The organism is Nocardia sp. NPDC056952 (assembly GCF_042674185.1).
GTDB lineage: Bacteria > Actinomycetota > Actinomycetes > Mycobacteriales > Mycobacteriaceae > Nocardia.
Map to the genome: position 1 here is coordinate 33,386 of NZ_JBHURA010000014.1, position 6,266 is coordinate 39,651.

At 67.8% G+C, this 6,266-nt stretch carries 7 protein-coding genes; 3 read left to right on the top strand and 4 right to left on the bottom strand.

Annotated features, from left to right (window positions below; all coding sequences use genetic code 11):
- Positions 1–53 precede the first annotated feature (53 nt).
- Positions 54–764 (top strand): DUF1906 domain-containing protein, encoded by a 711-nt coding sequence (locus ACFTS5_RS31315; RefSeq protein WP_378638187.1) that lies wholly within the window; start codon positions 54–56, stop codon positions 762–764.
- 1 nt (position 765) lies between these two features.
- On the opposite strand, the gene ACFTS5_RS31320 is transcribed toward ACFTS5_RS31315, so the two are convergent.
- Together ACFTS5_RS31320 and ACFTS5_RS31325 are read right to left on the bottom strand one after the other, a co-directional pair.
- On the bottom strand, positions 766–1,116 hold the full coding sequence (locus tag ACFTS5_RS31320) for a hypothetical protein (RefSeq protein WP_378638190.1): 351 nt from the start codon (positions 1,114–1,116) through the stop codon (positions 766–768).
- 178 nt (positions 1,117–1,294) lie between these two features.
- Entirely contained in the window at positions 1,295–2,071 is a 777-nt protein-coding gene (locus ACFTS5_RS31325) for a hypothetical protein (RefSeq protein ID WP_378638191.1), read from the bottom strand.
- Between the two features lie 264 nt (positions 2,072–2,335).
- Between ACFTS5_RS31325 and ACFTS5_RS31330 the strand changes: the two genes are divergently transcribed.
- Positions 2,336–3,592: a mannosyltransferase gene (locus ACFTS5_RS31330; RefSeq protein WP_378638194.1), complete on the top strand. Its 1,257-nt coding sequence runs from the start codon at positions 2,336–2,338 to the stop codon at positions 3,590–3,592.
- A 3-nt stretch (positions 3,593–3,595) separates the two neighbouring features.
- Here ACFTS5_RS31330 and ACFTS5_RS31335 read toward each other — a convergent pair whose 3' ends face one another.
- On the bottom strand, positions 3,596–3,883 hold the full coding sequence (locus ACFTS5_RS31335) for a 4a-hydroxytetrahydrobiopterin dehydratase (protein ID WP_378638196.1): 288 nt from the start codon (positions 3,881–3,883) through the stop codon (positions 3,596–3,598).
- A gap of 21 nt (positions 3,884–3,904) precedes the next feature.
- Positions 3,905–4,081, bottom strand: coding sequence for a hypothetical protein (locus tag ACFTS5_RS31340; protein WP_194826542.1), 177 nt, complete (start codon positions 4,079–4,081; stop codon positions 3,905–3,907).
- A 125-nt stretch (positions 4,082–4,206) separates the two neighbouring features.
- Here ACFTS5_RS31340 and typA point away from each other — a divergent pair, with 125 nt between their 5' ends.
- Complete coding sequence (gene typA / locus ACFTS5_RS31345; RefSeq protein WP_358064503.1) at positions 4,207–6,108, top strand: translational GTPase TypA; 1,902 nt, start codon at positions 4,207–4,209, stop codon at positions 6,106–6,108.
- Positions 6,109–6,266: the final 158 nt, after the last annotated feature.

Genomic DNA, 6,266 nt, shown 5'->3' on the forward strand with positions numbered 1-6,266 from the left:
CGCGCCGGGTTCGCTTACCGGTTGAAGGTCGGGTTGCGCGAAGGAGTCCTGCGATGCGTTCTGTTCCGGTGACCCGGCGGAAGTTCTTCGGGTTGGCCGCCGCCGCGGCCACGATCGGTGCCGGCCTCGCCGCCGCACCTGCCCGCGCCCAATCCTTCGGCACCATGGTCGACTACGCCGCGGGGGTTCCCTCCGCCGCGTCGATCGCGGCCGAAGGACATATCGGCGTCATCCGCTACGTCTCCGAGCGCAGGCCCGGCGCGGAGTGGATGGAAGGGAAACCGCTGCTCGCCGCCGAGGTCGAGGATCTGTGGACGCACGGCCTGTCGATCGTGTCGAACTACCAGTTCGGCAAGGGCCCGACGGCCGACTGGCGCGGTGGCCTCGAAGCGGGCAAGGAACACGCCGAACGCGGCTGGGCCATCCACAGCGCCGCGGGCGGACCCGACACCGCGCCGATCTACGCCTCCATCGACGACAACCCCTCCGACGAGGAGTTCGAGGAGATGATCGCGCCCTATATCGAGGGCTGGCAGTCGGTGCTCGGACCAGAACTCGTCGGCATCTACGCCAACGCGCCGACCATCGACCGCGCACTCGACGCGGGCCTGGGTTCCTGGTTCTGGCAGCACAATTGGGGCACCGAGCGCGGATTCGTGCACGACTCCGCGCATCTGCACCAATTCGAGATCGACAAGCGCGCGATCGACGGCATCGGTGTCGATCTGAACCGGGTGCTGGCCGAGGACTACGGCCAGTGGTGAGTTAAGTCTGGCAGTGGCACGTCGACCCGTGACGCAGGTCGGGCTCATCGTCGGGCATCACGCACAGCGGCGCCCTGGTGTCGGGTGCGGAATGGTTCCCGAGCCACGACATCAGCGACCACCGCGACAGACCCGACAGCGCCGACCCGACGCTGGCGAACGACAGCGAGGAGATCGCGGACCCGAACGACCCGATCGAGCCGATGGACAGCACCGATCCGACACTGCCGATCGACAACACCGAATAGGCCGATCCGATCGACAGGATCGACCCCTCGGATCGATACGAGAGAATCGAGCGGCTGCTCCGGCTCGACCGAACATTCCGGGAAGAACCATGCGTGGTCGCCATCGTCTCGGTCTACCACACCGCTCATCCAGCGGGAACCCTGCGCGAGCACAGAGCAACGTAAGCACATGGGTAACTCACCGGGTACGGGCTCACCGAGCCACAATCATGGTCTGGCCGCCAACGCAAACCTCCCCGCAGCTCAGGTCTGGCCTGAAGTCGCGGGGAGGCGGGGGAGCACCTAGACGGTGAAGAAGCCGAGGGTGGGCATGAACGTGCAGGTGCGCGGTGCGGCGCCCTCGGCGGCGGTGGTGAGCGAACCCGAGATCACCGCGACCACGCGGCCGTGGCCGGTGTTCGCGATCGCCGACAGGGTGGCCGGACCGCCGGGGTTGATCTTGGCCTCGTCGGTCAGCGTCTGGATCGCGGACTGACGGGTGTCGAGGTTGAGCCACTGCACCGTCATCGGCGGGTTCTGCTCGCCGGTCGGGGCCTTGGTGCCGAGCGCGGTGAATACGAAACCGGCCTGTCCGGCGGCGGGGCCGGGCGGGGGCAGCTGCGCCGGACCGGCGACCGCGAGCGCGGTGCCGACCGAATCGGCGCCGTCACCGATGCAGCCCTTGCCGATCGTCGGGTACAGGAACTGCGCGATGGCCGGGCCGTCCTGCGGGAGCTCGGGACCGCCGCCGCCGCTTCCGTCGAGGAAGGTGATGATCCGCTCGAGGGTGGCCTTGATGGCGGGCGGCAGGTTCAGCGTGGCCAGCAGTACGCGCGCCTGATCGAGCAGGGCGGTCTGCGGGCTGGCGACGTCGGCGGGGCCTGCGACCAGGCCCGCCACGGCGGGGGCGAAGGCGGCTAGCGCGTCGACAGGGACGCCTTCCGGCACCATCGGGACGCTGATCGGCGCCGCCTGTGGGGCTGGCGCGGGCGCGGCGATAGATGCAGGCGCGGCGAGCATGGCGCCTGCCGCGATGGCGAGAGCGGTCGTTGCGATCCGCGATCCTCGGCTACGAAGCACTTGTCTAGCCGTCCTTACCTCGGTTTTGCGATGGGCGAGGGTTGTCGACCCCAACATGTCGGGGGTCACTCTAAGGACAACGCTGCCGTGTTGTACAGCCGCCGGGCCCTGAGCGGATCACCGGCCGAAACCATGTTCATCGACGCTAGCCCTGACCGGTGTTACACCTGGGGATGTTGATGCAAATGTTATCCATGGTGTCGGGGTGGCCGGTGGCCGCCGGTGGCTCGCGGCCGCCTGGTTAAAGTAGCGGAGCACCGCGAAATGGCGCGCGACGCCACCCATCCGACCGAAAGCCTGGCCTTGAACCGACACCTCCGATGGGCTCTCGCGCTGCTCGGACTGTCCGTGCTCGCCAGGCTGGCCTGGATGCTCTTCGCCCCGAACGGGCTCAATGTCGTCGATCTGCACGTGTACGTCGACGGCTCGGCCTCGTTGCTCACCGATCGGCTCTACGACTTCACCTACTCCGAGGTGACGCCGGACTTCCCGCTGCCGTTCACCTATCCACCGTTCGCGGCGCTGGTGTTCTTCCCGCTGCACTATCTGCCGTTCACGCTGGTGGCGGTCGGCTGGATGCTGGCCACGGTGGCCGCGCTCTACGGCGTGATCCGGATCAGCTTCGAACTGCTCCTCGGCGCGGCGAAGGCGAAGCAGACGCCGTGGATCACCGCGGCCGTCGGCTGGACCGCGCTCGGCGTCTGGCTGGAGCCGGTGCGGACCACGATCGACTACGGCCAGGTCAATGTGTTCCTGGTGCTCGGCGCGATGCTGGCCGTGCGCAGTGCGCGGTGGTGGATCTCGGGCACCCTCGTCGGCGTGATCGCCGGCATCAAGCTGACCCCGGCCATCACCGGTCTGTACTTCGTGGCGCGGCGGCGCTGGGCGACGGTGCTGTGGTCGGCGGGGGCCTTCGGGCTGACCGTCGCTGTGAGCTTTCTCATCAATGCCCACGAGGCGAAGCGTTATTTCGGCACCTTGCTCGGCGACGCGGACCGGATCGGCCCCGTGGGCTCGGTGTGGAACCAGTCGCTGCGCGGCGCGCTGAGCCGCATCCTGGGTTACGACGTGCAGTCCGGGCCGTGGTGGCTGGCCGCGGTCGCGGTCACGGCGGTGCTGGCGTTCTGCGCGTGGCGCACCCTCGGCCCCGACGACCGGCTCGGCACCCTAGTGCTGGTGCAGCTGTTCGGGCTGATGATCTCGCCGATCTCCTGGTCGCACCACTGGGTCTGGCTGATCCCGACCGCGCTGTGGCTGCTCTACGGGCCGCTGCGAGACGAGCGGGTCGCGCGGATCATCGCCGGGTTCTGGGTGCTGACGATGTTGGTGGGCGTGCCGTGGGTGCTCTCGTTCGCGCAGCCGACGATCTGGACCATCCCGCGCCCGTGGCCGCTGGCCTGGCTCGGCGCGGTCGACGTGATCGGCGTGTTCGTACTGCTCGGCTGGCTGATCTGGCGCGGTCGCGAGACCTTGCGCGCTCAACTTCCCGGCCGTCGCACGGCCGAGGTGCCCGCGAGCTGACGCTCAGCCGACGAGGTCGTCGATGGTGTGCGCCATCGCCGTATCGAGCGCGGTGAGCCCACCCGCCGAATGCGTACTCAGCGTGAAACGCAGTGTGCGCCAACGGATATCGATATCGGGATGATGATCGGCAACCTCGGCCGCGGTGGCGACCTTGCGGACCGTCTCGATGCCGGCGAGGAAACTCGGTGCCTGCACGGTGCGGGTGATCGCGTCACCGTCGCGTGACCACTCCGGAAGAGTGGCCAGTGCGATGGTGAGTTCGGGGGCGGAGAGCAACGGAGTACCCATACTTCGGTTGTACCCCTCCGCCTACTTGGCGCGCGCCAGCTTCAACGCCTTTTTGAGATCTTTACCGCATGTTCCGGCGGCCTCGGCCTTCTTCATCCGCATGATGACGACGGGGCATTTGAAGCAGCGCGTCTTCTTCCTGCAGCACTTTTTCTTCGGCTTCAGGCTCGAGACCTTCTTCGCCTTCACCTTGCCCATGGGAGTTAGCGTAACCTAAGTACAAAGCCTGACACGAGGTCGCGGCGAAGGTACCGGTAGGGTGTAACAGGCCGCGATGCCAGATGAATGCGCGCCAAATACATCAACAGCAGGAGGATTGAGGCGTGTCGTCTTCACGCGATTTTCGCAACGTCGCCATCGTGGCCCACGTCGACCACGGCAAGACGACGCTGGTGGACGCCATGCTTCGTCAGTCGGGCGCGTTCGCTGAGCGAGCCGAACTGGTCGACCGAGTCATGGACTCCGGCGATCTCGAGCGCGAGAAGGGCATCACCATTCTCGCAAAGAACACCGCCGTCCATCGCCATAACCCCGACGGTTCTCTCACCGTCATCAACGTGATCGACACCCCCGGCCACGCCGACTTCGGTGGCGAGGTCGAGCGCGGCCTGTCCATGGTCGACGGCGTCGTGCTGCTCGTCGACGCGTCCGAGGGCCCGCTGCCCCAGACCCGTTTCGTGCTGCGCAAGGCGCTGGCGGCGAAGCTGCCGGTGATCCTGGTCGTCAACAAGACCGACCGCCCGGACGCCCGCATCGCCGAGGTCGTCTCCGAGTCGCACGACTTGCTGCTCGACCTGGCCTCCGACCTCGACGACGAGGCCGCCGAAGCCGCCGAGCTCGCGCTGGATCTGCCGGTGCTCTACGCCTCCGGCCGTGAGGGCAAGGCGTCGAAGGTCGAGCCGGAAAACGGTTCCGCACCCGACGCCGAGAACCTCGACGCCCTGTTCGAGGTGCTGATGGACTACATCCCGGCGCCGAAGAGCAACAAGGACGCGCCGCTGCAGGCTCACGTCACCAACCTCGACGCGTCGGCGTTCCTCGGCCGTCTGGCCCTGGTCCGCATCTACGCGGGCGAGCTGCGCAAGGGTCAGAACGTCACCTGGATCAACGCCGACGGCGCCAAGACGGTCAAGATCACCGAGCTGCTCCAGACGATCGGTGTCGAGCGTCAGCCCGGCGAGGTCGCCGAGGCCGGTGACATCGTCGCCATCGCCGGTATCCCCGACATCATGATCGGCGACACCCTCGCCGATCCGGAGAACCCGGTCGCGCTGCCGCGCATCACCGTCGACGAGCCCGCCATCTCGGTGGTCATCGGCACCAACACCTCGCCGCTGGTCGGCCGGGTGCAGGGCCACAAGCTCACCGCCCGCATGCTCAAGTCGCGCCTGGATTCCGAGCTCATCGGTAACGTCTCGCTGCGCGTGCTCGACATCGGCCGTCCCGACGCCTGGGAGGTGCAGGGTCGTGGTGAGCTGGCGCTGGCCATCCTGGTCGAGCAGATGCGCCGTGAGGGCTTCGAGCTCACCGTCGGTAAGCCGCAGGTGGTCACCAAGCAGGTCGACGGCAAGACCCACGAGCCGTTCGAAGAGCTGACCATCGACTGCCCCGACGAGTACCTGGGCGCGATCACTCAGCTGCTGGCCGCCCGCAAGGGCAAGATGGTGCAGATGAGCAACCACGCCGCCGGCTGGGTGCGCATGGAGTTCATCGTCCCCTCGCGTGGCCTGATCGGCTTCCGCACCGTGTTCCTCACCGAGACCCGCGGCACCGGCATCGCCAACGCCGTCGCCCACGGTTACGCCCCGTGGGCCGGTGAGATCCGCGCTCGCCACACCGGTTCGCTGGTGTCCGACCGCGCGGGCACCGTCACCCCGTTCGCGATGATCCAGCTGGCCGACCGTGGGCAGTTCTTCGTCGAGCCGGGTGCCGACACCTACGAGGGCATGGTCGTGGGCATCAACCCGCGTGCCGAGGATCTCGATATCAACGTGACCCGCGAGAAGAAGCTGACCAACATGCGCAGCGCCAACGCGGACACCTTCGAGACCATGGCCAAGCCGTTGCAGCTCGACCTCGAGCTGGCGATGGAGTTCTGCACCGAGGACGAGTGCGTGGAGGTCACCCCCGAGGTGGTCCGCGTGCGCAAGCTGGTGCTGGGCGCCAACGAGCGGGCCCGCGACCTGTCGCGTCGCAAGGCTCGCGACAAGGCCGCCGCGAACTAGTCGGCAGTAGTGTCGAACGGCGTGGGGCCGGGTCCCGGAAACGACCCCGCCCGCCCCCGTTAGTTTGGCGGGTTTAGGCCCGGCGGGCGGGGGTGGGGGGGGGGGGGTGTGTGGGCAACGTGTGGGTGGGGGGGGGCGGCCGGGGGGGGTCGATGGTG